Annotated in this window: 26 protein-coding genes and 1 riboswitch; of the genes, 23 read left to right on the top strand and 3 right to left on the bottom strand. The window is 71.0% G+C overall.

The window, feature by feature from the left end; translation table 11 throughout:
- Positions 1 to 2: 2 nt before the first annotated feature.
- The 15 genes from rpsE to truA all read left to right on the top strand — a co-directional run bounded on the left by rpsE (position 3) and on the right by truA (position 10,236).
- The gene (gene rpsE, locus ABZU53_RS28490; RefSeq protein WP_007465263.1) at positions 3 to 617 is read left to right on the top strand and encodes a 30S ribosomal protein S5; all 615 of its coding nucleotides are present in this window, start codon (positions 3 to 5) and stop codon (positions 615 to 617) included.
- Positions 617 to 799 (top strand): 50S ribosomal protein L30, encoded by a 183-nt coding sequence (gene rpmD / locus ABZU53_RS28495; RefSeq protein WP_007465262.1) that lies wholly within the window; start codon positions 617 to 619, stop codon positions 797 to 799. The genes rpsE and rpmD overlap by 1 nt, the downstream gene beginning before the upstream one ends.
- Positions 799 to 1,242 (top strand): 50S ribosomal protein L15, encoded by a 444-nt coding sequence (gene rplO / locus ABZU53_RS28500; RefSeq protein WP_007465260.1) that lies wholly within the window; start codon positions 799 to 801, stop codon positions 1,240 to 1,242. Before rpmD ends, rplO begins: the two co-directional genes overlap by 1 nt.
- 231 nt (positions 1,243 to 1,473) lie before the next feature.
- The gene (gene secY, locus ABZU53_RS28505; RefSeq protein ID WP_354858647.1) at positions 1,474 to 2,802 is read left to right on the top strand and encodes a preprotein translocase subunit SecY; all 1,329 of its coding nucleotides are present in this window, start codon (positions 1,474 to 1,476) and stop codon (positions 2,800 to 2,802) included.
- The gene (locus ABZU53_RS28510; protein WP_007465256.1) at positions 2,803 to 3,456 is read left to right on the top strand and encodes an adenylate kinase; all 654 of its coding nucleotides are present in this window, start codon (positions 2,803 to 2,805) and stop codon (positions 3,454 to 3,456) included. It abuts the gene before it with no gap.
- 88 nt (positions 3,457 to 3,544) lie between these two features.
- Positions 3,545 to 4,396: a type I methionyl aminopeptidase gene (map, locus tag ABZU53_RS28515; protein ID WP_354858645.1), complete on the top strand. Its 852-nt coding sequence runs from the start codon at positions 3,545 to 3,547 to the stop codon at positions 4,394 to 4,396.
- Positions 4,397 to 4,518: 122 nt separating this feature from the next.
- Positions 4,519 to 5,076 (top strand): DUF1707 domain-containing protein, encoded by a 558-nt coding sequence (locus tag ABZU53_RS28520; protein ID WP_355068550.1) that lies wholly within the window; start codon positions 4,519 to 4,521, stop codon positions 5,074 to 5,076.
- 339 nt (positions 5,077 to 5,415) lie between these two features.
- Complete coding sequence (gene infA / locus ABZU53_RS28525) at positions 5,416 to 5,637, top strand: translation initiation factor IF-1 (RefSeq protein WP_007073013.1); 222 nt, start codon at positions 5,416 to 5,418, stop codon at positions 5,635 to 5,637.
- A 91-nt stretch (positions 5,638 to 5,728) separates the two neighbouring features.
- Positions 5,729 to 5,842, top strand: coding sequence for a 50S ribosomal protein L36 (rpmJ, locus tag ABZU53_RS28530; protein WP_043965539.1), 114 nt, complete (start codon positions 5,729 to 5,731; stop codon positions 5,840 to 5,842).
- A gap of 266 nt (positions 5,843 to 6,108) precedes the next feature.
- Positions 6,109 to 6,489, top strand: a complete 381-nt coding sequence (gene rpsM, locus ABZU53_RS28535; RefSeq protein WP_007465236.1) for a 30S ribosomal protein S13 — start codon at positions 6,109 to 6,111, stop codon at positions 6,487 to 6,489.
- Positions 6,490 to 6,576: 87 nt separating this feature from the next.
- Entirely contained in the window at positions 6,577 to 6,984 is a 408-nt protein-coding gene (rpsK, locus tag ABZU53_RS28540) for a 30S ribosomal protein S11 (protein ID WP_030329919.1), read from the top strand.
- Positions 6,985 to 6,997: 13 nt separating this feature from the next.
- On the top strand, positions 6,998 to 7,624 hold the full coding sequence (gene rpsD / locus ABZU53_RS28545) for a 30S ribosomal protein S4 (protein WP_354858640.1): 627 nt from the start codon (positions 6,998 to 7,000) through the stop codon (positions 7,622 to 7,624).
- A gap of 98 nt (positions 7,625 to 7,722) precedes the next feature.
- The gene (locus tag ABZU53_RS28550; RefSeq protein ID WP_007465227.1) at positions 7,723 to 8,745 is read left to right on the top strand and encodes a DNA-directed RNA polymerase subunit alpha; all 1,023 of its coding nucleotides are present in this window, start codon (positions 7,723 to 7,725) and stop codon (positions 8,743 to 8,745) included.
- 34 nt (positions 8,746 to 8,779) lie between these two features.
- Entirely contained in the window at positions 8,780 to 9,337 is a 558-nt protein-coding gene (gene rplQ, locus ABZU53_RS28555; protein WP_354858638.1) for a 50S ribosomal protein L17, read from the top strand.
- A 68-nt stretch (positions 9,338 to 9,405) separates the two neighbouring features.
- Positions 9,406 to 10,236, top strand: a complete 831-nt coding sequence (gene truA / locus ABZU53_RS28560) for a tRNA pseudouridine(38-40) synthase TruA (RefSeq protein ID WP_355068552.1) — start codon at positions 9,406 to 9,408, stop codon at positions 10,234 to 10,236.
- Positions 10,237 to 10,346: 110 nt separating this feature from the next.
- Here the strand turns inward: truA and ABZU53_RS28565 are convergent, their stop codons facing one another.
- On the bottom strand, positions 10,347 to 11,405 hold the full coding sequence (locus ABZU53_RS28565; RefSeq protein WP_355068554.1) for a hypothetical protein: 1,059 nt from the start codon (positions 11,403 to 11,405) through the stop codon (positions 10,347 to 10,349).
- Between the two features lie 102 nt (positions 11,406 to 11,507).
- Between ABZU53_RS28565 and ABZU53_RS28570 the strand changes: the two genes are divergently transcribed.
- Genes ABZU53_RS28570 through ABZU53_RS28580 form a run of 3 tightly spaced genes read left to right on the top strand, consistent with a single transcriptional unit; the run spans position 11,508 to position 14,834 of the window.
- On the top strand, positions 11,508 to 12,113 hold the full coding sequence (locus ABZU53_RS28570; RefSeq protein ID WP_354858630.1) for a methyltransferase: 606 nt from the start codon (positions 11,508 to 11,510) through the stop codon (positions 12,111 to 12,113).
- Positions 12,114 to 12,154: 41 nt separating this feature from the next.
- The gene (locus tag ABZU53_RS28575) at positions 12,155 to 13,834 is read left to right on the top strand and encodes an ATP-binding cassette domain-containing protein (protein WP_355068556.1); all 1,680 of its coding nucleotides are present in this window, start codon (positions 12,155 to 12,157) and stop codon (positions 13,832 to 13,834) included.
- A 37-nt stretch (positions 13,835 to 13,871) separates the two neighbouring features.
- Positions 13,872 to 14,834 (top strand): aldo/keto reductase, encoded by a 963-nt coding sequence (locus ABZU53_RS28580; protein WP_355068558.1) that lies wholly within the window; start codon positions 13,872 to 13,874, stop codon positions 14,832 to 14,834.
- A gap of 94 nt (positions 14,835 to 14,928) precedes the next feature.
- Here ABZU53_RS28580 and ABZU53_RS28585 read toward each other — a convergent pair whose 3' ends face one another.
- Positions 14,929 to 15,468: a hypothetical protein gene (locus tag ABZU53_RS28585; protein WP_355068560.1), complete on the bottom strand. Its 540-nt coding sequence runs from the start codon at positions 15,466 to 15,468 to the stop codon at positions 14,929 to 14,931.
- Between the two features lie 71 nt (positions 15,469 to 15,539).
- Positions 15,540 to 21,389 carry a ThuA domain-containing protein gene (locus ABZU53_RS28590; protein ID WP_355068562.1) on the bottom strand — a complete coding sequence of 1,950 codons (5,850 nt, stop codon included), beginning with the start codon at positions 21,387 to 21,389 and terminating at the stop codon, positions 15,540 to 15,542.
- Positions 21,390 to 21,679: 290 nt separating this feature from the next.
- Positions 21,680 to 21,789, top strand: a riboswitch (TPP riboswitch).
- On the opposite strand from ABZU53_RS28590, the gene thiE reads away from it, so the two are divergent.
- The 5 genes from thiE to ABZU53_RS28615 all read left to right on the top strand — a co-directional run.
- On the top strand, positions 21,784 to 22,407 hold the full coding sequence (gene thiE, locus ABZU53_RS28595) for a thiamine phosphate synthase (protein ID WP_354858619.1): 624 nt from the start codon (positions 21,784 to 21,786) through the stop codon (positions 22,405 to 22,407). (Overlaps the previous riboswitch by 6 nt.)
- Entirely contained in the window at positions 22,404 to 23,630 is a 1,227-nt protein-coding gene (thiO, locus tag ABZU53_RS28600; RefSeq protein ID WP_355068564.1) for a glycine oxidase ThiO, read from the top strand. The genes thiE and thiO overlap by 4 nt, the downstream gene beginning before the upstream one ends.
- Positions 23,621 to 23,821, top strand: a complete 201-nt coding sequence (gene thiS, locus ABZU53_RS28605; RefSeq protein WP_234583421.1) for a sulfur carrier protein ThiS — start codon at positions 23,621 to 23,623, stop codon at positions 23,819 to 23,821. The genes thiO and thiS overlap by 10 nt, the downstream gene beginning before the upstream one ends.
- On the top strand, positions 23,818 to 24,597 hold the full coding sequence (locus ABZU53_RS28610) for a thiazole synthase (RefSeq protein WP_354858613.1): 780 nt from the start codon (positions 23,818 to 23,820) through the stop codon (positions 24,595 to 24,597). Before thiS ends, ABZU53_RS28610 begins: the two co-directional genes overlap by 4 nt.
- The coding region (locus ABZU53_RS28615; protein ID WP_355068566.1) for a thiamine phosphate synthase at positions 24,594 to 25,305 on the top strand (712 nt) is incomplete at its 3' end. The genes ABZU53_RS28610 and ABZU53_RS28615, both read left to right, overlap by 4 nt.

Consider the following 25,305-nt stretch of genomic DNA (forward strand, 5'->3'; position numbering starts at 1 on the left):
TGATGCCAGGTCAACAGCGCCGTGGCGGCGGGTCCGGTGGCAACGAGGGTGGTCGCCGCGACAACCGCCGTGAGGGCGGCCGCGGAAACGCGCCCGTCGAGAAGACCCCGCACCTTGAGCGGGTCGTCGCGATCAACCGCGTCGCCAAGGTCGTGAAGGGTGGTCGTCGCTTCAGCTTCACCGCCCTGGTGATCGTGGGCGACGGCGACGGCACGGTCGGCGTGGGCTACGGAAAGGCCAAGGAGGTGCCCGCGGCGATCGCCAAGGGTGTCGAGGAGGCCAAGAAGCACTTCTTCAAGGTTCCGCGGATCGGTCAGTCGATCCCGCACCCGGTGACGGGTGAGGACGCCGCTGGCGTCGTGCTGCTCAAGCCGGCCTCGGCCGGTACGGGTGTCATCGCCGGTGGTCCGGTGCGTGCCGTGCTGGAGTGCGCCGGGATCCACGACGTGCTCTCCAAGAGCCTCGGCTCGTCGAACCCGATCAACATCGTGCACGCCACCGTGGCGGCCCTGAAGGGGCTTGAGTCCCCCGAGCAGGTCGCGGCGCGTCGTGGTCTGCCGGTGGAGGACGTCGCGCCGGCCGCCATGCTGGCGTCGCGTGCGGGGGTGGCGCGCTGATGGCACGCCTGAAGGTCACCCAGCTCCGGTCCGGTATCGGGACCAAGCACAACCAGCGTGAGTCGCTGCGTTCGCTCGGTCTCAAGCGGATCAACGACGTGGTGGTCAAGGAGGACCGGCCCGAGATCCGCGGCATGATCTTCACTGTGAGCCACCTCGTGAAGGTCGAGGAGGTCGAGTAATGACGATCAAGGTGCACCACCTGCGCCCGGCGCCCGGTTCGAAGACCGCGAAGACCCGTGTGGGTCGTGGTGAGGGTTCCAAGGGCAAGACCGCTGGTCGCGGTACGAAGGGCTCCAAGGCCCGCAAGAACATCTCGGCGGCGTTCGAGGGTGGGCAGATGCCCATCCACATGCGCCTGCCGAAGATGAAGGGCTTCAAGAACAAGTTCAAGGTGGTCTTCCAGGTGGTCAACCTGGACCGGCTCGCCGAGCTGTTCCCGAACGGCGGCCAGGTTGGCCCGCTCGAGCTGGTCGAGGCCGGCGCGGTCCGCAAGGGCCAGCCGGTCAAGGTCCTCGGCACCGGGGACCTTGGCGGGGTGGCGCTCCAGGTGTCGGCGCACGCGTTCAGCGCGTCGGCCAAGGAGAAGATCGCCGCCGCCGGTGGCTCCGCCACCGAGCTGTAAGGCGTACGACCTCGGCGCCCGTCAGTTGTGAGTAACTGGCGGGCGCCTAGGTCTGCCTGGGGCGTGTGCGCCCGGTAACATCGGATTCGGTTTATGTAGCCGGGCACACCTGCCCGGAGCGGGACAGGGCTGTTAGAGTCCCATCCCAGCCATGGATTGCGGGCACTCGCCCGTGATCCACCCCCACCCGCCAGGGATCACCGGCGGCCCGCCTCGCGCAGGAGGAAGAAGTTGCTGTCCGCCTTTCTCAGTGCGTTCCGTACGCCTGACCTGCGCAAGAAGCTGCTGTTCACAGTAGGCATCATCGCGGTCTACCGGCTGGGTGCCACGCTCCCCAGCCCGGGCGTCTCGTACGGCAACGTGCAGAAGTGCCTCGACTCCATCTCCGGGCAGACGACGGGCCCGCTGAATCTGCTCAACCTCTTCTCCGGCGGGGCGCTGCTCCAGCTCTCGGTCTTCGCGTTGGGCATCATGCCCTACATCACCGCGTCGATCATCCTGCAGCTGCTGACCGTCGTGATTCCGCGCCTGGAGCAGCTCCGCAAGGAGGGCCAGGCCGGCCAGGCGAAGATCACGCAGTACACCCGCTACCTGACCCTCGGTCTCGGCGTGCTGCAGGCCTCGGCGTTCGTGGCGCTGGCCCGCTCGGGGCAGCTGTTCCAGAACCGCTGCGACCAGTTCCCGATCATCCCCGAGGGCACCGGCATCCCGGACTGGCTGACCCTGTCCATCCTGGTGATCACCATGACCGCCGGCACGGGCATGGTCATGTGGCTCGGTGAGCTGATCACCGACCGGGGCGTCGGCAACGGCATGTCCGTTCTGATCTTCACCTCGATCGCGGCCCGGCTGCCCGGCGAGGGCTGGCAGATCAAGACCAGCCAGGGCTGGGGCAAGTTCGCCCTGGTCATCGCGCTGGTTCTGGTGGTCATCACCGCGGTCACCTTCATCGAGCAGGCGCAGCGCCGGATCCCGGTGCAGTACGCCAAGCGGATGATCGGCCGGCGGATGTACGGCGGCACCTCGACCTACATCCCGCTGAAGGTCAACCAGGCGGGTGTCATCCCGGTCATCTTCGGTTCGTCGCTGCTCTACCTTCCGCAGCTGGCGCTCCAGTTCTTCGACCAGAACGACCCGGGCAAGGTCCAGGCGTGGATCCAGAACAACCTGGTCGCTCCGAACAGCCCGATCTACATCTCGGTCTACTTCCTGCTGATCATCTTCTTCACGTACTTCTACGTCTCGATCACGTTCAACCCGACCGAGGTCGCGGACAACATGAAGAAGTACGGCGGGTTCGTGCCGGGTATCCGGCCGGGCAAGCCGACGGCCGACTACCTGGACTTCATCCTCAGCCGGATCACCCTGCCGGGCGCGCTCTACCTCGGCATCATCTCCATCCTGCCGAACTTCTTCTTCATCTGGCTGGACAGCCAGCAGTACCAGAACTTCCCGTTCGGTGGCACCGCTGTGCTCATCATGGTCGGCGTCGGTCTGGAGACCGTGAAGCAGATCGAGAGCCAACTCATGCAGCGGAACTACGAAGGGTTCCTGCGGTAGATGAGACTCGTTCTGGTTGGCCCGCCGGGTGCGGGTAAGGGCACGCAGGCAGAGTTCGTCGCCGCGCACCTGTCGGTACCCAAGATCTCGACCGGAGACATCTTCCGCTCGAACGTCACCCAGGGCACGCCGCTCGGCGTCGAGGCGAAGCGTTACATGGACGCAGGCGAGCTGGTTCCGGACGAGGTCACCATCAACATGGTCCGGGACCGGCTGGCCGAGCCGGACGCCAGCGAGGGCTTTCTGCTCGACGGCTTCCCGCGGACGACTCCGCAGGCCGCCGCTCTGGACAAGCTCCTCGCCGATCTGGGCACCGCCCTGGATCTGGTCCTGGAGCTGGTGGTCGACGACGACGAGGTGATCCGGCGGCTCTCCGGCCGGCGCACCTGCCGGGGTTGCGGCAAGATCTGGCACGTCGAGTTCGACGCCACCACCCGGCCGGGCATCTGTGACCGGTGCGGCGCCGAGCTGTTCCAGCGCGACGACGACAAGCCGGAGACCATCGCCACCCGCCTGCGGGAGTACAGCGAGAAGACCGCGCCCCTGGTCGACTACTACGGCGCCCAGGGCAAGCTGGTCGGGATCGACGCCACCGGCCCGGTGGAGGACGTCACCACCCGGGCCATCGACGCCCTGCGGTCGTACGGCGGCTGAGGTTCTCCCCGCGCCGCGGCGGATAGAGTGCGAACAGCGGGGTACGCCAGACGTGCCCCGCTGAATGGCCACGAAAGGTAACCGCTCCATGCGTCGTCCCCAGCTGGACATCCAGCTGAAGACCCCTGACCAGATCGAGAAGATGCGCGCGGCCGGGCTCGTGGTCGCCGAGGCCCTGCGCCGGATGCGCGAGGCGGTGGCCCCCGGCGTGAGCACGGCGGACCTGGACGCCATCGCCGAGTCGACGATCCGCGAGGCGGGCGCCGTCCCGTCCTTCAAGGGCTACCACGGCTTCCCGGCGTCGATCTGCTCGTCGGTCAACGAGCAGATCGTGCACGCCATCCCCTCGCCGGAGCAGGTGCTCGCCGACGGCGACCTCATCTCGATCGACTGCGGCGCGGTGCTCAACGGGTGGCACGGGGACTCCGCTATCACCGTCGGGGTGGGCGACGTCGACCCGGCGCTGCTCAAGATGGCCGAGGTCGCCGAGGACGCGATGTGGGCGGGCATCGCCGCCGCAGCGCGCGGAGCGGCCAGCGGCAAGGGGCGGCTCACCGACATCTCGTACGCCGTGGAGACGGCGGTCCGCAAGGGCGGCCGGTACGGCATCGTCGACGGCTACGGTGGCCACGGCATCGGCACCGAGATGCATCAGGACCCGCACGTGCTCAACCATGGCCGGCCGGGCAAGGGGCCGCGTCTGGTCCCCGGCATGGCGCTGGCGATCGAGCCCATGATCACCATGGCGTCCCCGCGTACGGTCGAACTGGCCGACGGTTGGACGGTCGTCACCCGGGACGGTTCGGTCGCGGCGCACGTCGAGCACTCGATGGCGCTGTTGCCCGACGGCGTGTGGGTGCTCACGGCCTTCGACGGGGGCCGCGCCCGCCTGGGCGACCTGGTCACCGCCCGCCAACCCGCAGAAACCACAACCCCCTGACCCACCTCGCCGGTTGATCATGAAGTTATTGCCCTGACACGCCGGTGCGGCTGGCAATAACTTCATGATCAACCGATGTTCGAGGTCGGGCTGACTGGCGTGGCGGTGGCATGCTTGCCGGCATGGACGGGCGCGACGGGATGCGAGCCGCGGACGCGGACCGCGAGGTGGTTGCCGACCGGCTACGGGCCGCCCTCGGCGAGGGGCGGTTGGACCTGCACGAGTACGACGAGCGGGTGCAGCGGGCCTACGCGGCGCGCACGTACGCCGAGCTGGACGCCCTGCTCACCGATCTACCCCCGGTCACGCCCCCGGAGCATTCGGCCCTGCGGCCGGCCAGCGCGCCGGCTGAGCCGCCCGTCGGCCCGCTCGCGCACGGCCACGTCAATCGTTGGCTGGCCGAGGTCTGGCTGCCGTACGTGAGGGTGATCGCCATCGTGGTGACCATCTGGGGCGTGACCTCGCTGCTGAGCCAGGAACTGCTCTACTTCTGGCCGGCGTGGGTGGCCGGGCCCTGGGGCGTGGTGCTGCTGCTCCGGACGGTCGGCGGGCTGGCCGGGGGAGAGCCGCGCCGGCAGGCGATCGAGCGGGAGCGCCGGCGTGAGCGCAAGCGAGCCAAGCGTGAGCGCCGCCGGGATCTGCGCACCGACGGGCCGGAAGACCCCGGGCCTGAAACCTGACCCACCCCGATGATCATGGACTTGGTGTCGTCGATCGCGGTGTTTCGCCTCGACAACCTCATGATCGATATTCGGTGGGGCGCGGCTCCGCGAAGATCATCCGAGGGCCGGGTGGGGGAGCGGGGGCCGACGCGAGGCTGCGGTGGGTGGCCAATTTGGCGACGGCGCGCAGGCCGGCGTACACTTTCTGTTCGGCGCACAGCGTCCACTCCGGCATGCCCACCCTGCGCTTCGGTGGGACCTGGAGCCGCGGCTGGCGCGGGCTTCTGATCTTGGTCAGTTTCCCGTGTAAGACGTTGTGGGCCGCCCGGAGCAATCGACGTCAGGACAGCGGAGGACATGCCGAAAAAAGACGGAGCCATTGAGATCGAGGGTCGGGTCATCGAGCCCCTGCCGAACGCCATGTTCCGGGTGGAGCTCGCGAACGGCCACAAGGTGTTGGCTCACATCAGCGGCAAGATGCGGCAGCACTACATCCGCATCCTGCCGGAGGACCGGGTCGTCGTCGAACTCTCGCCGTACGACCTGACCCGCGGGCGCATCGTCTACCGCTACAAGTAGTCCTGACGGCGGCCGGGAAGTCCCGTGTCCGTCTTCGACGTCCGGTCTCGCGCATCGCGCGTCCCCGGGCCAGATGGGAAGTAAGGCAACCGTGAAGGTCAAGCCGAGCGTCAAGAGGATCTGCAACAAGTGCCGGGTTATCCGCCGGCACGGCCGGGTCATGGTCATCTGCAGCGACCCGCGCCACAAGCAGCGCCAGGGCTGACTCAGCCCGTCCGGTCGGAACACGGCCGGGTGGCGTTGGTCCGGGCAGATCCTCAGCGACACACACATCACACATGCTCGTCCCAGCCGCGAGCGGTACGCGAGACGTACTTCTTCGTGGCTGACCCCCGGTCGGAGGCCGGGGCCCGCTCGGGCAGCGACCGATCCCGGTCGCCGGCGCTGACAGCGTCGGAAAGACGGGACGGCCGGTAGCGGGGTGGGACGGGTCCACACCTCCGCCACACATCACGAGGAGTACGCCCGCACATGGCACGTCTAGTCGGCGTGGATCTCCCCCGCGAGAAGCGGATGGAGATCGCGCTCACCTACATCTTCGGGGTCGGTCGCACCCGCGCCCTGGAGACACTCGCCGCCACCGGCATCTCGCCGGACAAGCGCGCTCGGGACCTCACGGACGAGGAGCTCGTGCAGCTCCGCGACCACATCGAGGGCAACTACAAGGTTGAAGGCGACCTGCGCCGCGAGGTCGCCGCTGACATCCGCCGCAAGGTCGAGATCGGCTGCTACGCCGGCATCCGGCACCGCCGGGGCCTGCCCGTGCGTGGCCAGCGGACCAAGACCAATGCACGGACCCGCAAGGGCCCGAAGCGGACCGTCGCCGGCAAGAAGAAGCCCGGCAAGAAGTAGTTCTTAACCGGATGACGGGGTCGGCCGCCGCCGAGGTAGGGCGGGCCGCAACCCAATCCGGAAAGTCAACTAGGAGCGCACAGACTTATGCCACCGAAGGCTCGTGCCGGAGCCGCTGTCAAGAAGGTCCGGCGCAAGGAACGCAAGAACGTCGCCCACGGGCAGGCGCACATCAAGAGCACCTTCAACAACACCATCGTGTCCATCACGGACCCGACCGGTGCGGTCATCTCCTGGGCCTCCGCGGGCCAGGTGGGCTTCAAGGGCTCCCGCAAGTCGACTCCGTTCGCCGCGCAGCTGGCCGCCGAGGCCGCCGCGCGTCGGGCCATGGAGCACGGCATGCGCAAGGTCGACGTGTTCGTCAAGGGCCCCGGCTCCGGCCGGGAGACCGCGATCCGTTCGCTGCAGGCCGTCGGGCTGGAGGTCGGCCAGATCGCCGACGTCACCCCGCAGCCGCACAACGGATGCCGTCCGCCTAAGCGTCGTCGGGTCTGAGAGGTAGAGAGAGATGGCTCGTTACACCGGTGCTGACTGCCGCCGTTGCCGGCGGGAGAAGATGAAGCTGTTCCTCAAGGGCAGCAAGTGCGATGGCCCGAAGTGCCCGTTCGAGTCCCGGCCGTTCCCGCCCGGGCAGCACGGCCGCGGCCGCACCAAGGAGACGGAGTACCTGCTCCAGCTCCGCGAGAAGCAGAAGGCCCGCCGCGTCTACGGCGTGCTGGAGAAGCAGTTCCGTGGCTACTACGAGGAAGCCGTTGGCAAGCAGGCCAAGACCGGTGAGGTCCTTCTGCAGATCCTCGAGTCGCGGCTGGACAACGTCGTTTACCGGGCCGGCTACGCCCACTCGCGGGACATGGCCCGCCAGCTGGTCAAGCACGGTCACTTCATGGTGAACGGCAAGAAGGTCGACATCCCGTCGTACCGCGTCAAGGAGCACGACATCATCGAGGTCCGGGGCAAGAGCAAGGAGCTCACCCCGTTCGTGGTGGCGCAGGCTCAGGCCGGTTCGAAGACGGTGCCGGCCTGGCTGGAGGCAATCCCCAGCCAGATGAAGGTGCTCGTGCACTCCCTCCCGGCCCGGCAGGTCATCGACACGCAGGTCCAGGAGCAGTTGATCGTCGAGCTCTACTCCAAGTAGTCGGGCTCGTTGCGGTGGCCCGCCCTTCGGGGCGGGCCACCGGAACAGTTTGTGTCGTGGACGTCAAATAGCGGGCGTCCTGAAAGAGAAGAGACAACATGCTCATCAGCCAGCGACCCTCCCTCTCCGAGGAGTCGATCAACGAGACCCGGTCGCGGTTCGCCATCGAGCCGCTCGAACCGGGCTTCGGCTACACCCTGGGCAACTCGCTGCGGCGCACGCTGCTGTCGTCGATCCCGGGTGCGGCGGTCACCTCGATCAAGATCGACGGCGTGCTGCACGAGTTCACCACGATCCCCGGTGTCAAGGAGGACGTGGTCGAGCTCGTCATGAACATCAAGGAGCTGTGCGTCAGCTCCGAGCACGACGAGCCGGTCAGCATGTACCTGCGCAAGCAGGGCCCGGGCGACGTGACGGCGGGCGACATCCAGCCCCCGGCCGGCGTCTCGGTGCACAACCCGGACCTCAAGCTCGCGACCCTCAACGGCAAGGGCCGGCTCGACATGGAGCTGACCGTCGAGCGGGGCCGGGGCTACGTGACGGCTGCACAGAACAAGCAGTCCGGCGCCGAGATCGGCCGCATCCCGGTCGACTCGATCTACTCGCCGGTGCTGAAGGTGACCTACCGCGTCGAGGCGACCCGCGTCGAGCAGCGCACCGACTTCGACCGGCTCATCATCGACGTCGAGACCAAGCCGTCGATGGGCCCGCGTACCGCGCTGGCCTCCGCCGGTTCGACGCTTGTGGAGCTGTTCGGGCTGGCCCGGGAGCTGGACGAGACCGCCGAGGGCATCGACATCGGGCCGTCCCCGCAGGACGCCCAGCTGGCGGCGGACCTCGCTCTGCCGATCGAGGAGCTGGACCTCACCGTCCGCTCCTACAACTGCCTCAAGCGCGAGGGCATCAACTCCGTTGGTGAGCTCATCGGGCGTACCGAGGCCGACCTCCTCGACATCCGCAACTTCGGTCAGAAGTCGATCGACGAGGTCAAGATGAAGCTCGCCGGGATGGGTCTCGGGCTGAAGGACTCGGCTCCGAACTTCGACCCGGCGCACGTCGTGGACACCTTCGGCGAGGCCGACTACGACACCGACGACTACCGCGAGACCGAGCAGCTCTAGTCCGCGCTGCCGCCACAACTGAGGAGCACCAAAAATGCCCACGCCCACCAAGGGCCCCCGCCTCGGCGGCAGCCCCTCGCACGAGCGGCTGATGCTCGCCAACCTGGCGACCGCGCTGTTCCAGCACGGCAAGATCCAGACCACCGAGACGAAGGCCCGCCGGCTGCGTCCGCTGGCCGAGCAGCTCATCACCAAGGCCAAGCGCGGTGACCTCGCCTCGCGGCGGCGGGTGCTGGGTGTCGTCAAGGACAAGGACGTTGTCTACGCCCTGTTCGACCAGATCGCGCCCCGGTACTCCAACCGCCCCGGCGGTTACACCCGGATCGTGAAGACCGGTCCGCGCAAGGGTGACAACGCGCCGATGGCCATCATCGAGCTGGTGGAGGAGCTTCAGGTCGCCGAGCCGAAGGTGAACAAGAAGACCGCCGCCCGCAAGGCCGCGCAGCAGGACAAGGTCGAGGCGCTCGCCCCGGCCGAGGAGGCCCCGCAGTCGGCCCCGGCCGACCAGGACTCCGAGGCACCGGCGTCGGCGTCCGGTGACACCGACGCCGCCCGCGAGGACAGCGACGAGGCCACCGAGAACAAGGCCTGATCAAGGGCAACGTCGGGCCCGGCACCCCCATCGGGGTGCCGGGCCCGACCCGTAACAGGAGGTACGAGGTGGACGAGCGGATCCGGCTGCGGCTGGACGTCTCGTACGACGGCGTTGGTTTCTCCGGCTGGGCGCCCCAGCCGACCCGGCGGACCGTCGCCGGGGTGCTCGTCGAGACCCTGGACCTGGTCCTCGGCGCGGGCACGGCGACCGGTCTGACCGTCGCGGGTCGCACCGACGCGGGGGTGCACGCCACCGGGCAGGTCTGCCACCTGGACCTCCCCGCCGAGGTGTGGCGGCAGCACGACGGACGGCTGCTGCGCCGGCTCGCGCGGCTGCTCCCCACCGACGTGCGGGTACGGGCGATGTCGGAGGTGCCGGCCGATTTCGACGCCCGGTTCTCGGCCACCTTCCGGCGCTACGAGTACCGGGTGACCGACGCCCCGTACGGCGCCGAGCCGCTACGCCGGCACGAGGTGCTGGCCTGGCCGCGACCGCTGGACCTGGCCGCCCTGAACGCCGCCGCGGCCGGTCTGGTCGGTGAGCACGACTTCGCCGCGTACTGCCGGCGCAAGGAGAACGCGACGACGCTGCGCGAGGTGACCCGGCTGGACTGGCGGCGCGACCCGGACGGCATCCTGGTCGCCACCGTGCAGGCCGACGCGTTCTGCCAGGCGATGGTCCGCAGCCTCGTGGGGGCGATGCTCGCGGCCGGCGACGGCCGTCGGGCGGTCCAGTGGCCGGGCAGCCTGCTCGACCGGCAGGAGCGTTCCAGCGAGGTGACGGTGGCCCCGGCGCACGGGCTCACCCTGGTCGCGGTCGGCTACCCGGCCGACCCGGCCGACTACGCCCGCCGCGCCGACCTGACCCGCCGCCTGCGCGTGCCCGTCGAGGGCTGACAACGGCGGCCGCGACCTCGTCCGCCCGTCGAGAAGGCTGACGACGGCGGCAGCGGACGACGACGGGTGTGCCACCGGTCGGCGGCACACCGGTCGGGCGGAGGCGCGGATCAGTCTCCGGGCAGTTCGCCGCTGCCGCTGCCGCTGCCGCTCTGGGTTCCGCCGCTCTCGGTCGGCGCTGCCGTTGGTTGTCCGGCCGTGCGGCTGTCGGCCCGCCGTTGCAGGACGCCTCGGCTGAGGTGCGCCTCGATCATGTCGAACAGGATCTCCCGGATCTTGGTGTCGCCGGACTTGACCGCGGCTCCGTCCGCGCGGACCACCAGCGCGTACGCCAGGTAGTGGCCCCGGACCTGCCAGCCGACCCGTGCCGGGGCGGTGGCCAGGACATCCGCGTCGTCGCCGGCGGACAGCCCCCGGAACCGGCCCTGCCGGTCGTCGAGGAGTTGCCGGATCCGGTCCCGGGCCCGTTCGGCGCTGACCTTGTCGGTGAGGTTGAACAGGCCGGCGGTGACCAGGTGGTCGCCGCCGGGAGCCCGCAACGTCGCCCGGACGACCTGGTTGCAGCCGAGCCGGACCAGCAGGTCGGCCACCTCGTCGGTGGCGGCGACGGCGCAACTGCCGCTGGAGTGCGTCTTGAGGATCTCGTAGGCGGGCTGGCCGTCGGCGAGCTTCAACTCCTTGCCGGGAAAGAGTTCCTTCGCGGTGAGCGGCGCCTGGTCGGTGTCCCGCGAGTCGAGATCCTGCCGCTGCGCGGAAGCGGACGCGGCGACGTTCGGCTGGTACGTCGGGGTGGCCTGTGGCGCCGGCTTGTTGTCCACCAGCAGCGCGGCGGCGCCCAGACCGCAGAGCGCGAGCAGGACCAGGACGGCCGCACCGCCGACCAGCACCTGCCAGAGTCGCCCGCCGCCGCGCCGCGCGGGCGGCTCCACCGGCTGGGCCGAGGTGTAGACCTGGCTGCGGGGGGCCGCGACCGGGGTGCTGACGCGGGTGACCGGCGGCGGCTGGGTCGACGGCAGCATCAGCTGGTTGGGTCGGGGCAGCGACGGAGCGGGAAACCGGGACGGTGAGGGGCCGGCCGGCGGAGGCGGACCGGCGCCGAGCACGGCCAGGTCGGAGCCGGGCTCCGGGTCCTCGAATGCGTCCTCTTCGGACTCGTACCGATACACCATGTCGCCTAGAGTAGGAGCCATTGTCTCTTTAGGGGGTAATATTGGGAAATGCGGTTGTGGGCCGTGTCGTGGCCGACCCGGGCCGGTGCGAGAATTGCCGGCGTGACCGGCGACCATTACTTCACCGCGCAGCCCGCCAGCGACGCGCCGGCGCGCGAAGTCGAGTTCTCTGTCGCCGACCGCGACTACCAGCTCGTCTCGGCCGGCGGCGTCTTCTCCGCCAGCCGCCTCGACCCCGGCACCGCGGTGCTCCTGCGCAAGGCCGAGCTGCCCGCCGCCGACACCACCGGTGACCTGCTCGACCTCGGCTGCGGGTTCGGCCCGATCGCCTGCGTGCTGGCCGACGTGGCACCGGCGAGCACCGTCTGGGCGGTCGACGTCAACGCCCGCGCCCGCGAACTGACCGCCGTCAACGCGGCCCGGATCGGCGCCGCCGACCGGGTCCGGGTCAGCGCACCGGACGACGTGCCGGCGGACCTCCGGTTCGCGCAGCTGTGGTCCAACCCGCCCATCCGCATCGGCAAGGACGAGTTGCACGAGCTGTTGCTGCGTTGGCTGCCCCGACTCGCCCCGGACGGCGTCGGCTGGCTGGTCGTCGCCCGCCACCTCGGCGGCGACTCGCTGCACCGCTGGATCGTCGACCAGGGTTGGCAGGTCGAGCGGCACGCCAGCCAGAAGGGCTTCCGGGTGCTGCGGGTCACCCGGTAATTGGATGTCCCTCCCGGCCCTCGCTGGGGCAGGATCCCGGCGTGGGATACGTGGACGTGGCAGCGGTCGGGCACATCCTGCCCGACGGTCGGGAACTCTTCGCCGACGTGTCGTTCCGGGTCGGTGAGGGCGCCAAGGTCGCCCTGGTCGGGCCGAACGGCGCGGGAAAGACGACCCTGCTGCGGATGGTCGCCGGTGACCTGCCGGTGCGTACCGGCACCGTCGCGCGGGCCGGCGGGCTGGGCGTGATGCGCCAGTTCATCGGCATGATCGGCGACGAGACGACGCTGGCCGACCTGGCGCTGTCGCTCGCCCCGCCACCGCTGCGCGACGCCGGCCGCCGGCTCGCCGAGACCGAGACGGCCATGCGGGCGGCCGAGGTCCGCGGCAAGTTCAGCAGCGCCGCCGGAAAGGCCCAGCTGGCGTACGCCGACGCGCTCGGCGCCTGGGGCGAGGCCGGCGGGTACGACGCCGAGGTGCTCTTCGACACCGTCGCGACCATCGTGCTCAACCAGCCGTGGGACGCCGTACGAGACCGGCCGGTGCGTACCCTCTCCGGCGGCCAGCAGAAGCGCTTCGCCCTGGAGTTGCTGCTGCGCGGCCCGGACGAGGTGCTGCTGCTCGACGAACCGGACAACTTCCTCGACGTGCCCGGCAAGCGCTGGCTGGAGGCGCGGCTGCGCGAGTCCACCAAGTCGGTGCTCTACGTCTCCCACGACCGCGAGCTGCTGGCCCAGAGCGCCGACCGGGTGGTGGCCGTGGAGGGCGGCAGCGCCTGGGTGCATCCCGGTGGCTTCGCCAGTTGGTACGAGGCGCGGGTGGCCCGGCACGCCCGTCTCGACGAGCTGCGCCGGCGCTGGGACGAGGAGCACCAGAAGCTGCGCGAGCTGATGCTGATGTACAAGCAGAAGGCCGCGTACAACGACGGGTTGGCCTCGCGCTACCAGGCCGCGCAGACCCGGTTGCGCAAGTTCGAGGAGGCCGGACCGCCGCCCGTACCGCCGAAGGACCAGGACATCCGGATGCGGCTGACCGGCGGGCGGACCGGCAAGCGCGCGGTCGTCTGCGACCAGCTGGAGCTGGACGGCCTGACCTTCCCCTTCGACCTGGAGATCTGGTACGGCGACCGGGTGGCGGTGCTCGGCGCCAACGGGACCGGCAAGTCGCACTTCCTGCGGCTGCTGGCCCGGGGTGGCACCGATCCCGACCCGGCGAACGGGCCGGTCGACGGGGCGGGCGGGCTCGCCCCGGTGACGCACGACGGCACCGCCCGGCTCGGCGCCCGGGTCCGCCCCGGCCACTTCTCGCAGACCCACGACCGACCGGAGTTGATGGGCAAGACGCTCGTCGAGATCCTGTGGCGGGGTGACGAGCACCGCACCGGGATGGACCGGCACGCGGCGATGGGGGTGCTCAGCCGCTACGAGCTGGCCGGGCAGGGCGACCAGCGCTTCGGCACGCTCTCCGGCGGGCAGCAGGCCCGGTTCCTGGTGCTGCTGTTGGAGCTGTCCGGCGCGACCCTGCTGCTGCTCGACGAGCCCACCGACAACCTCGACCTGGCCAGCGCCGAGGCGCTGGAAGCGGGCCTGAACGCGTTCGAGGGGACGGTGGTGGCGGTCACCCACGACCGGTGGTTCACCCGCTCCTTCGACCGGTTCGTGCTGTTCCGGGGCGACAGCGAGGTGGTGGAGACCCCGGAGCCGGTCTGGGACGTGGGCTGAGCGGTCGCCGGGCGGCGGTGCGTCCGGCCGGCATAGGGTGGATCTCGTGACTGAGATGACCTATCGCCGGCTGGGCGACTCCGGGCTCGTGGTGTCCGTCGTCGGGATCGGCTGCAACAACTTCGGCCGCAAGCTCGACCTCGATGGCACCCGCGCGGTCGTGGACGCCGCCCTGGACGTCGGGATCAACCTCTTCGACACCGCCGACATCTACGGCGAGCCGCAGGGCGGCTCCGAGGAGCTGCTCGGGCAGGCGCTCAAGGGACGCCGGGACGACGTGGTGGTGGCCACCAAGTTCGGCATGGACATGAACGGCCTCAACGGTCCGGACTTCGGCGCCCGGGGTTCGCGGCGGTACATCGCCCGCGCGGTGGAGGCGTCGCTGCGCCGGCTCGGCACCGACCACATCGACCTGTACCAGATGCACGAGCCCGACCCGGGCACCCCGATCGACGAGACCCTCGCGGCCCTCGACGATCTGGTCCGCGACGGCAAGGTCCGCTACCTCGGCAACTCCAACTTCGCCGGCTGGCAGATCGCCGACGCCGACTGGGTCGCCTCGTCCAACGGCCGGGCCCGATTCATCAGCGCGCAGAACCACTACAGCCTGCTGGAGCGGTCCGCGGAGGCCGAGGTGATCCCGGCCTGCGAGCGGTTCGGCCTCGGCATGCTGCCGTTCTTCCCGCTCGCCAACGGCCTGCTCACCGGCAAGTACAAGCGGGGCGGGCAGCCGCCGGCCGGCAGCCGGCTCTCCGGCGGTGGCCGGTACGCCGACCGGCTCGCCGCGGCCGACTGGGACACCATCGAGGCGATCGAGGCGTACGCGGCCGAGCGGGGTCTGACCATGCTCCAGGTGGCGATCGGCGGGTTGGCCGCCCAGCCGGCGGTGACCTCGGTGATCGCCGGCGCCACCACGCCCGAGCAGGTGTACGCGAACGCCGCCGCCGGCACCTGGGAGCCCAGCGACGACGACCTGGCGGCGCTGCGCGCCATCCTCTGAGCGCGGCGGGCGCGTGGTCGCCTGAACGACACCGGGCCGGGCCGCTCGTCGCGGCCCGGCCCGGTCGTTTCAGTGGCGCCGGAGCGCCGGTCGGTCAGTCGTTCGGCGTGGAGGCGCGGCGGCGGCCGAACAGCATGGCCGCCCCCATCGCCGCGGCGACCAGCACGAGGCCGGCCGCCGCGAACGGCCACCAGCCGGCGCCCGCCCCGCGGTCGCCGGTCCCGTCCGCGGTCACCGCGACCGGTCTGGGGGCCGGAGGTGACTGCGCCGCCCGGGCCTGCACCGTGGCGGTGGCCTTGCCCTGCAGCGGAGCGGGGGAGTTCACCGTCACCTTCCACGTGCCGGTGGAGAGCACCGGGCCGCTGCTGTAGAACCCTTGCCCCTCGGGCTGTGGCTCCAGCTGCACCGGCCCGACCCGCTGCCCGTCCGGGCCGGTGGCGGTGAGCACCAACCGCACCAGCTGGTCCAGCCGACGGCCATCGGTGTAGGTGGCCTGGATGGTGACCCCCTCGGCGCCGTCGCCAGCCACCGTCAGCTTGAGTTTGTCGGCCTGGGCGGCCGCCGGGGCCGCGGCGAACAGGGTCAGGGCCAGTCCGGCGAACACGGCGGCGACCACCTTGCGGATACCCGTCACGGACATCTCCTCACTACGGATGAGGGAGGCCCCTCCCCGACACCGTGGCGTCGGGGAGGGGCCTCGTCGGATCAGAGCTGGCGGCCCGGAGCGAGCCGGGTGACGTCGCCACTCAGTCGCCCGGCACCCTTGACGGGTTTGCCGTCGTTCGCCTTGACCCCGGCGTTGCTGGCCGGCGTTCCGCCGAGCCGCACCGTCATGGCGTCGGCGTCGCGGATCAGCACGTCCCGGATCTCCGCCTCGGTCACCAGCTTGGTGTCCGCGGCGAGCTTCCGGAATGCGGTCAGTTCCTTGAGCGCCTTGTTGTCGTTGCCCGCCGCCTCGGCCTTACGGACGGCGTCGAGCTTGTTCGTCAGATCCTTGTGCGCCTTGGCCGAGAGCCGCCCCGTCGCCTTGAACCGGTCCAGCAGGAACTGCATGTCCCGGAACGAGGTGGTGACGAAGAACCGGACCGCCGAGGTCGTCGTGTTGCCGGCCTTGTCGGTCGCGGTGACGGTCAGCTCGTGCAGGCCGAGCGGCAGCTCGTACATGGCCTGCAGGGTGCCGCTGGCGTACGCCTTGCCGTCCAGTTGGCCGACCACGGTCGCGATGCCCGAGGTCGGGTCGACGGCCTGCCAGGACACCCGAACGTCCTGGCTGTCCCCGTAGAGCTGGCCGTCGGCGATACCGGAGACCAGCAGCGTCGGCTTGGTGCCGTCGATCTTCAGGATCGCCGACTTGAGCGTCTCGGCGTTGCCCGCCTTGTCGGTGGAGCGGTACAGCAGCTCGTGCTGCCCGTCACCGGTCACCTCGACCGGCTTCGAGTACGGCGTCCACGCGCCGCCATCCAGCGACCACTCGACCGTCTTGACTCCGGAACCGGCGTCGGTCGAGGTCAGCACCACCGGGATCGTCCCGTTGTGCCAGCCGGCGTCGTTCGCCGGAGCGAACGTCGCCGTGGTGACCGGCGCGGTGGCGTCGATCTTGACCGAGACGGTCTTCGTCGACTCCACGTTGCCCGCCTGGTCCGTCGAGCGGAATCGCAGCTCGTGCGCCCCGTCGCCGCTGACCGTCACCGGAGCGGTGTAGTCGGTCCAGGTGGTGGCCCCGTCCAGCTGGTACGCCGTACCGGCCAGTCCGCTGCCGCCGGCCTCGTCGGCGGCGGTCAGGGTGACCGTCACCGGCCCGGTGTACCACCCCTCGGTGGGGGTGCCGGACACCGCCGCCGTCGTCACCGGAGCGGTCTCGTCGGTGACCACCTTGGTGCTCAGCCGGAAGTAGTCGAACGAGGCCGTCTTCGACGCCGTCTGGTTGGCGCCGAGGGTGAACAGACCGACCTTCGGGGTGGCCCCGACCGCGCTGTTGGTCAGCGCCTCCAGCGTGGTCCAGGTCGTCCCGTCGGCTGAGTACGACGCCGTGAAGGTGTTGCCGCTGCGGGCCAGCCGCAGGTGCCACACCGCCGAGGTGAGGCTTGTGGCCTCCGGCTGCGGGTTCTGGACGACGCCGCCGATCTCGCTGCGGAACTCGATCCGCCGCGTCACCGTCTGGCCGGCCTGGTTGTCCGCGATGAAGTCGAACTTCAGGTAGTTGTCGTCGTCCGCCTGCACGAGCAGACCGGCCTGCTGGTACTGCTCGTTCAGCAGGCTGCCGTCGACAGTCGTCTCCAGGGTCCAGTCGCCCGAGGGCGCGGTCTGGAGGATGAAGTTCTTCGGCCCGGTGTTGCTGGTGCCGTAGATGTCACCGTTCGGCACGTCGATCCGCAACGCGCCACCGGTGACCCGGTAACCGTTCGGGTCCTCCCGCAGGATCGCGTCCCACCGGCACTTGTCCAGCGTGTCGCCGGTGAACTCGTCCGACGGGTCGATCGGGCCGGCCGGGGCGTCCGGCGTGACCTGGAACGAGTCGAAGGCCGCGTCGACCACTGGCGCCTCGGTGCCGCCGTTGAGCGCGAAGACCCCGATCCGTGGGTTGGTGATGCCGGCGAGCGCGGCCGACCGGCCGGCCGGGGTGAAGGTCTGCCCGTCGCCCGAGAAGGCCGCGGTCAGGTTCGTCCCGTCGCTGGTGATCCGCAGGTACACGGTGTCACCCGCCGGTGCGGCGGCGTTGTCGGCAGCGTCGTTGCGCGGCGTTCCGGCCGTCTCCCGGATGAACTCCACCCGCCGGCTGCCGTTGTAGAGCAGGTCCAGCTTGGCGTAGTTGTCGTCGTCGCCGTAGACCAGCAGGCCGGCCTGCTGGTAGTTGGCCGTCACCGGCAGGGTGACCTTGGTGGTCATCTCCCAGGCGCCGCTCGGAGCCGCCTGGAGCACCAGGTTGGTGGCGTCGTTGCGCGCGCCGTAGAGGTCACCGACCCCGGTCGGCAGCCGCAGCGCGCCGCCACTGACCGAGTAGAGCTGGTTCTCCCGGACCACGCTGGTCCACCGGCCCTTGTCGAGGCTGGTGCCGTTGAAGTCGTCCGAACGCGCCCCGAAGCAGGACGTGTCCGGCGCGTTCACCCGCACCGGCACCGTGGCGTACGACTTGGCGCCCTTGCTGTCGGTCACCGTGAGGGTGGCCGTGAAGGCTCCCACGCTGGTGTACGTGTGGCTGGCGTCCAGGGTGGACGCCGTACCGCCGTCACCGAAGTCCCAGGCGTACGTCAGCGGGGTGTCGCCCTCGGCGTCGGTGGCCGTGCCGTCGAAGGAGACGGTGACCGGCACGGTGCCGGTGGCCGGGGTCGCGGTGGCGGTGACCACCGGCGGCCCGTTCTCGGTGACGCCGCGGCCGACGAAGTCCATCCAGTTGACGTTGAACAGGGAACCCGTTCCGCCGTTCGGATCGCGGGCCACGAAGTACAGCGAGCCGCTCGCGGCACCGGTGACCGGCGCGCTCACGTCCGTGTACGTCTGCCACGCGCCGGTCGCCGGAACGGTGGCCGTGGCCACGACCGGTCCGTCGACGGCGCCCGCGTGGACCTCGATCCGACCGCCGGCGGCGGCCGAGGCGGCCCGGAACCGGATCTCGGTGATGTTCGTCAGGTCCGCCGGGACGATCGACCACCAGTCGCCGTCCTCGATGAACCCGATGTTCTGGCCGCCACCTGCGGTGTCGGCCCCGGTCTCCCGCTGCACGCCGGCGTCTCCGCCGCCGGTGCCGCCCGGCACCCGTCCGGTGGCCGTGAAGTACTCGGCCTGCTTCTGCTTGGGCTGCAGGATCTCGATGTCCCGGCCGGTGAGCGCGCCGGACCCGCCGGCCCCGCCCTTGTCGGTGTAGGTGGCCTCGAAGACCGCGAACACGTTCGCCTCGGCGCCGTGCCCGGAGGCGAGCGACGTCTGGACGGTGCCGGTGCAGCCGGTGTGCTGCTCCAGCGGGTGGGCGTGCTCGTCGTGACCGAGCAGCACCTGCAGGTTCACCCGGGCGCAGTCGATCTGCCCGTCCTCGGGGTCGGTCACCTTGACCGTGTAGCGGACCTGGTCACCCCAGTTGAAGAAGCCACCGTCCGGCGGGAACTCGATGCTCACCGTCGGTGCGGTGTTGCCCACGGTGACCGGCACGTTGGCCACCGCGGTACGGCCCTTCGGGTTGGTCACGGTGAGCTGGGCGGTGTAGTTGCCCGCCGTGGCGTACGTGTGCGTCGGGTTGGCCTCGGTGGAGGTCTGCCCGTCGCCGAAGGTCCAGGCGTAGGTGAGCGCGCCGCCGTCCGGGTCCCGGGAGCCGGCGCTGGAGAAGGCGACCGTCAACGGCGCCGGCCCCGAGGTCGGGTTGGCGGACGCCGCGGCAATCGGTGCGCGGTCGCCGGCGGTGTAGTCGATCCGGTAGATGCCGGAGTCGTCGTTGTTGCCGCCGAAGCCCGTGCCCCACTCGATCAGGTAGAGCGCGCCGTCCGGGCCGAACTCGAAGTCCATCGGCCGGATCATGCGCATACCGGTGAGCAGCTGGTTGATGTCCACCAACGACTTGCCGTCGGCGGTCATCTGCATCGTGTACATCTTGTTCTGGTTCCACTCGCCGAGCAGCGCCTTGCCGTCGTAGTAGGCCGGCCACTTGCGGGTGGAGTTGAGGTTGGCGTCGTACCGGTAGGCCGGACCGCCCATCGGGGCGCCACCGCCACCGATCTCCGGGTACCGCGCGTCACCGGCGTAGCCGTAGTCGACGGTGGCCGGGACGACCGGCGGGAGGTTGGTCAGGCCGGTGTTGTTGGGCGAGTTGTTCACCGGCGCGGCGCAGTCGAACTTCGGACCGCTCGGGCCGGACGGGAACGTGTAGTCGTTGTACGCCTCGTTCGTCCCGGTGCAGTACGGCCAGCCGTAGTTGCCGGGGGTCACGACGTTCCACTCGACCAGACCGCGGGGGCCCCGGTTCGGGTTGTCCGCGTTGGCGTCCGGCCCGTAGTCCCCGACGTACAGCGTGTCGGTCTTCGGGTCGGTGCCGATCCGGAACGGGTTGCGGAAGCCCATCGCGTAGATCTCGGGACGGGTCTTCTCGGTGCCCGGCGCGAAGAGGTTGCCGGTCGGAACGGTGTACGTCCCGTCGTCCTCCGGGTGGATCCGGATCACCTTGCCGCGCAGGTCGTTCGTGTTGGCGGAGGTGCGCTGCGAGTCGTAGTCCTGACGGCCCGGCCGCTCGTCGAGCGGCGAGTACGCGTTCGACTCGAACGGGTTGGTGTTGTCACCGGTGGCCAGGTAGAGGTTGCCGGCGCTGTCGAAGGTCATGCTGCCGCCGGCGTGGCAGCAGGTGTTGCGCTGGGTGTCGACCCGCAGCACCTGCTTCTCGCTCGCCGGGTCGATGGTGTCGCCGGTCACCGTGAACCGGGACAGCAGGTTGCGGGTGACGCCGTCGTTCGGGGCGTAGTAGAGATACACCCACTTGTTGGTGGCGAAGTCCGGGTCGAGCCGGATGCCGATGAGGCCGTCCTCGTTGCCGGTGAAGACGTCCAGGTCGACGGCGGTGACGGTGCTGCCGGTGTCGGGCTTGATGATCTGCACCCGGCCGTCGCGCTCGATGTAGAAGACCCGCCCGTCGGGGGCGATGTCCAGCTCCATCGGGTTGCTTGTGTTGCTGTCCAGCGTGACCTTCTCGAAGCTGGACGTCTTCGAGGCGCCGCAGTCGGCGTCGACCACGCCGGCCGCCGTCTGGATGCCGCCGAGCAGGTGCTTGAGGAACTCGGGCTCGGCGTACGACTCCCGGGTGTGCCCGCCGCCGGTGTACCAGGAGCGGCCACCGTCGAAGTCCTGGCACCACGCGGTCGGGTGGTCGGCGCCCATCGCGCCGGCGCCCGGGGTGTAGCTCTTCTCGTCCAGGCTGGCCAGCACGTGCACGTCCGGCCGGGGGTTGGTCTGGAAGTTGTACCACTCGTCGAACCGGGACCAGCGGTCCGGCAGTTCGGCGGTGGACGGGTGGGCGTGGTCCTCCACCTTGACGGTGGCCTGCTGGTTCTGCGGGTGGTTGGCGAAGTACGCGCCGACCAGGTCGCCGTACCAGGCCCAGCTGTACTCGGTGTCCGAGGCGGCGTGGACGCCGGCGTAACCGCCGCCGGCCCGCACGTAGCGCTCGAAGGCCGCCTGCTGGTCGGCGTCGAGGACGTCACCGGTGGTGGAGAGCCAGATCACGGCCTTGTACTTGGCGAGGTTGGCGTCGTTGAACGAGGCGCCGTCCTCAGTGGTGTCCACTGTGAACCCGTTCGCCGCGCCGAGCTGCTGGATGGCGGCGATGCCGGTGGGGATGGAGTCGTGCCGGAAGCCGGCGGTCTTGGAGAAGACCAGGACGGAGTAGGGGTCGGCCGCTGCGGCCTTCGGTGCCTTCGGCACCACCTGGGTGACCGGAGCCGCGGCCTGCGCGTCTCGCGGGGGGACCTGCGCCGCGGCCGGAGCCGCCTGCGCCGGCGACCCGAGCAGGGTCGTCGAGGCGAGCGCTAGGGAGAGCAGGGTAGCGGTGAGTGGTAAACGGGTACGACGAGAACGGGACACGCCGCCTCCAATGTCGCGGTGGACAGGAATCGCGGGGGCCGGCTGCCGAAGACCGTCCCGGATGGAGCCGGCGGGGAGGCCGTGCCAGGGCGTCCCCACCGGCATTTTGTCGAATCGCTGAACAAATTAATTCTGGTGTATCCATGTCGGGCAAGATGCCGGCCGGTAACGGTTCTGCAACGGCGTGCGACATTCCGAACAGGACCGGAGAAAGTACCCCATCGATGGAGCCGTGTCCGGCCGGCGGCCGCTCCCTTGGCAGACCGGCGGAAGTGTCGTACGGTGACAAGCAAGTAACCCACGGGAGCCCGGTGTACCGGGCTGAGAGGGGGGCTGACAGCCCCCGACCGTCGAACCTGATCCGGGTAATGCCGGCGCAGGGAGGAGTGTTGCCGTGCCGTCCCTTGGACGACTGCATCTCATCACCGACACCCGACCCGGGCGTGACCCACTCACCGTGGTCCGGGCCGCCCTCGCGGCGGCCCGCGCCGACCTCGTCGTGCAGGTCCGGGTGGAGGACTCCGCGACCGATCGCGAGGCGTACGACCTGGCCGGCCGGGTGCTGGCGCTCTGCGCGCCGTACGGAGCGACCTGCCTGGTCAACGACCGGCTGCACGTGGCGCTCGCGGTGGGCGCCGCCGGTGGGCACGTCGGGGCCGACGACCTGCCGGTCGCCGCCGCCCGGCACGTGCTCGGCCCGACCGGAGTGCTCGGCGCCACCGCACGCGCGCCGCAGACGGCTGTCGAGGCGGTCACCGCCGGGGCCAGCTACCTGGGCGTCGGCCCATGCCACGCCACCAGCACCAAGAACGGCCTGCCGGATCCCATCGGGCCCGCGGGCGTCCGCGCCGTCGCCGACGCCGTCGACGTGCCGGTCATCGCGATCGGCGGGGTGACCGCCGACCGGGTGCCGGCGCTGCGGGCCGCCGGGGCGTACGGGGTGGCGGTGGTCGGCGCGCTCTCCGACGCCGCCGACCCCGCGCGGGCGACCGCCGACCTGCTGCGGGCGCTGGCGTGACGCGCACCGATGTGGCGGTGGTCGGCGCGGGCCCGATCGGACTGGCCATCGCGTGGCGCTGTGCCATCCGGGGGTTGCGCGTCGAGGTGCACGACCCGGCTCCCGGGTCGGGGGCATGGGCCGTCGCCGCCGGCATGCTCTCCCCGGTCGCCGAGGCGTACTTCGGCGAGCGGCGGCTGACCGAGCTGCTGGTGGCGTCCGCCGCCCGCTGGCCCGGGTTCGCCGCCGAACTGACCGAGGCGAGCGGCACCGAGATCGGCTACCGGACCGAGGGCACCCTGATGGTCGGGCTGACCGGCGACGACCTCGCCGAGGCACGCCGGCTCTGGGCGTACCAACAGGGGTTGGGTCTGCCGGTGACGCCGCTGCGCCCCAGCGAGCTGCGCGACCGCGAACCGGCGCTCGCCCCTCGGGTGCGCGGCGGCGCGCTCGCGCCCACCGACCACCAGGTCGATCCCCGGTTGCTGGTGCCGGCGCTGCGAACGGCCGCGCAGCGGGCCGGCGCGGTGCTCGTGCCGCAGCCGGTCCGGCGGCTGTCCGACGTGGACGCGGGGGTCACCGTGGTCGCCGCCGGCTGCGGGGCCGCCGGGCTCACCGGCCTGCCCGTGCGGCCGGTGAAGGGCCAGATCCTCCGGCTGCGCGCGCCCGGCGGCGTCGCGCCGGGCTTCCGGCACGTGATCCGGGGGTACGCCGACGGCGAGCACGTCTACCTGGTGCCCCGCGCCGACGGCGAGGTGGTCCTCGGCGCGACGGTCGAGGAGCGCGCGGACACCAGCGTCACCGCCGGCGCGGTGCTGCGGCTGCTGCGCGCCGGTGTCGACCTGCTGCCCGAGCTGACCGAGTACGACCTGGTCGAGGCGGTCGCCGGCCTGCGGCCCGCAACGCCGGACAACGCGCCGATCCTCGGGCCGCTGCCCGGCCGGCCGGACGTCCTGGCCGCCACCGGGCACCACCGGCACGGCATCGTGCTCACCCCGATCACCGCCGAGAAGATCGCCGACCTGGTGACCACCGGAGTGCCCGACCCGCTGCTCGCGCCCTTCGGCGCGGACCGGTTCGCCGTCGCGTCGTCGACCGGGACCGGCGACGCGGCACGGCCCGACGCGGGCGACGTGAGCGGACGCCGGTTCGCCGTCGCCTCTCCGGCCGGCGACGCGGCACGGCCCGGCGCGGGCGACGTGAGCGGACCTGGACGGACGACCGAGGAGGACCTGTGGAGTTGACGGTGAACGGGGCCGGGCGCAGCGTCCCCGGCGGCGCGTCGGTGGCCGACCTGGTCCGCGACGTCGCCCCGCACCAGCGTGGCGTCGCGGTCGCGGTCAACGGCGAGGTGGTGCCCCGGGCCGGCTGGCCGGGCACGGTGCTGCGCGACGGTGACCGCGTCGAGGTGCTGACCGCCGCGCAGGGCGGGTGAGCGGCGTGTCCTTCGAACTGGGTGGGGTCACGTTCTGCTCGCGGTTGATCCTCGGCACCGGCGGCGCCGCGAACCTGCATGTGCTGGAACAGGCGATCCGGGCGTCCGGTACGGAGCTGGTCACGCTGGCGCTGCGCCGGGTGGACACCGCCCCGGGCACCGCCGGAGGGCTGCTCGACCTGCTGGACCGGTGCGGCGTACGGCTGCTGCCGAACACCGCCGGCTGCCACACCGCGACCGAGGCGGTGAAGGTGGCCCGGCTGGCGCGCGACGCGTTCGACACCGACTGGGTCAAGTTGGAGGTGATCGGCGACGAGCGGACGCTGCTGCCCGACGGCGTGGAACTGCTCCGCGCCGCCGAGGAGCTGGTCGCCGACGGCTTCACGGTGCTGCCGTACACGAGTGACGACCCGGTGCTGGCCCGCCGCCTCGCCGACGTGGGCTGTGCCGCGGTGATGCCCGCCGGGGCGCCGATCGGCTCCGGGCTCGGCATCGGCAATCCGCACCACATCCGGCTGATCCGGCAGAGCGTGGACGTGCCCGTGATCCTGGACGCCGGCATCGGCACGGCGTCCGACGCGGCCCTGGCCATGGAGCTGGGCTGCGACGCGGTCCTGCTGGCCAGCGCGGTGACCCGGGCCGCCGACCCGGTGGCGATGGCCACGGCGATGCGGTACGCCGTCGAGGCGGGCCGACTGGCCGCCGGTGCGGGACGTATCGCCCGCCGCTTCCACGCCCTGCCGTCCACTCCCGACGAGGGAAGACCAGACCTGTGACGGGGTTGGTGCCGTCGGGGGTGGTCCTGTTGACCGATCGGCTGGTCGCCACGGGCGGGCTTGAACGGGTCGTCGCGGGAGCGGTCGCCGGGGGAGTGCGATGGGTCGTGCTGCGGGAGAAGGACCTGCCCCGCGCCGAGCGCGCCGCCCTCGCGGTCGACCTGCGCGCGATCCTCGCCGACGTCGACGGGACCCTCATCGTGGCCGGCCCCGACCCGCTCGGCGGCGACGCCGTCCACCTGCCCGCCGCCGGCCCGTACCCGCCGCCGCCCCACCAACTGGTCGGCCGCTCCTGCCACAGCGTGGCCGAGCTGAACCGCCTCACCACCGAGCACTACGCCACGGTCTCCCCAGTCTGGCCAACAAAATCCAAGCCCGGCTACGGCCCACCCCTGAACGTCGCGGGACTGGGCAGCCTGGTGCGCGCAAGCCCGGTGCCTCTGCTGGCTCTGGGCGGGGTTGAAACCCCGGAACAGGTAACCGCGTGCGTCGACGCCGGAGCCGCCGGAGTGGCAGTGCTGGGCGCACTCATGCGAGCCAAAGACCCAGAAGAAACAGCCGCCACCCTGAGCAGCGCTTGTGTCGAGGCGGTCACCCCTGAGCTCTTCCCAAGCCGGCACGGGCGCACGGAGGTCTCCCGGTCAGGGCTGCGGCCGACCGTGCCCACGCAGGGATCAAGCCTGACCGCCCGGAGTGGGCACGGTCGGC

The sequence above is a fragment of the Micromonospora sp. NPDC005194 genome (assembly GCF_040608335.1).
Classification (GTDB): Bacteria; Actinomycetota; Actinomycetes; order Mycobacteriales; family Micromonosporaceae; genus Micromonospora.